1 protein-coding gene is annotated in these 968 nt (G+C 76.8%); it reads left to right on the top strand.

The genetic code is table 11. From position 1 onward, the window contains the following. The coding region (locus tag B7767_RS40130) for a polyketide synthase (RefSeq protein ID WP_143652925.1) at positions 1-968 on the top strand (968 nt) is incomplete at both ends.

The following is a 968-nucleotide window of genomic DNA, read 5'->3' as shown; positions in this document are numbered from 1 at the left end:
GGCAACCTGCCCAACCTCGTGGCCGCCCGCGTGGCGCACTGCCTCGACCTGGACGGCCCGGCGCTGGCCGTGGACACCGCCTGCTCCTCGGGCCTGGTGGCCCTGCACCTGGCCCGGCGCAGCCTCGCGGACGGCGAGTGCGACCTCGCGGTCGTCGGCGGCGTCAACCTGCATCTGACCCCGGCCGCGCACCGCTCCCTGGAGGCGGCACAGGCCCTGTCGCCGACCGGGCGCAGCCGCGCCTTCGGCTCGGCGGCCGACGGGTTCGTACCGGGCGAGGGCGGGGCGGCACTCGTCGTACGGCGGCTGGCGGAGGCCCACCGTGACGACGACACGGTGCTCGCCGTCGTCCGCGGTACCGCCGTCAACAACGACGGCACGTCGCTGAGCCTGCTGGCGCCCAACCCGCTGCGCCAGCGGGAGGTGATCACCCGCACCTACCGGGACTGCGGCGTCGACCCGGCGTCGGTGACCTACGTCGAGGCGCACGGCACGGGCACGGCCGTCGGCGACCCGATCGAACTGCGGTCCCTGGCCCATGCCTTCCCGCGCCGTCCGGACGGCCGGCCCCGGCTGCTCGGCTCGGTGAAGACCAACATCGGGCATCTGCTGAACGCGGCCGCGCTGCCCTCGCTGGTGAAGGTCGTCCTGGCCCTCGGCCACGGCCGGCTGCCCGCCTCGCTGCACCACACCCCGCCCTCCCCCGCGGTGGAACGGTCCGGGTTCGCCCTCGTCACCGGGGAGACCGGCTGGGAGTCGGACGGTCCCCGCAGGGCGGGCGTCAACGCCTTCGGCTTCGGCGGCACCAACGCGCACGCCGTCCTGGAGGAGGCCCCGCCCGCGCCGGCGCGCACGGCGCGCCCGGCGGGCGGCGGCCCTCGCCTGCTGACCCTTTCGGCGGGCAGCGTGGAGGGGCTGGAGGCGTGGGCGTCGCGGCTCGCGGAGCATCTGCGCGAGCACCCGGAGCT

It is taken from the genome of Streptomyces sp. 13-12-16, assembly GCF_002114215.1.
Lineage (GTDB): Bacteria > Actinomycetota > Actinomycetes > Streptomycetales > Streptomycetaceae > Streptomyces.
The sequence above is the reverse complement of the archived record's forward strand: the minus strand, read 5'-3'. Positions and strand labels throughout refer to the sequence as shown.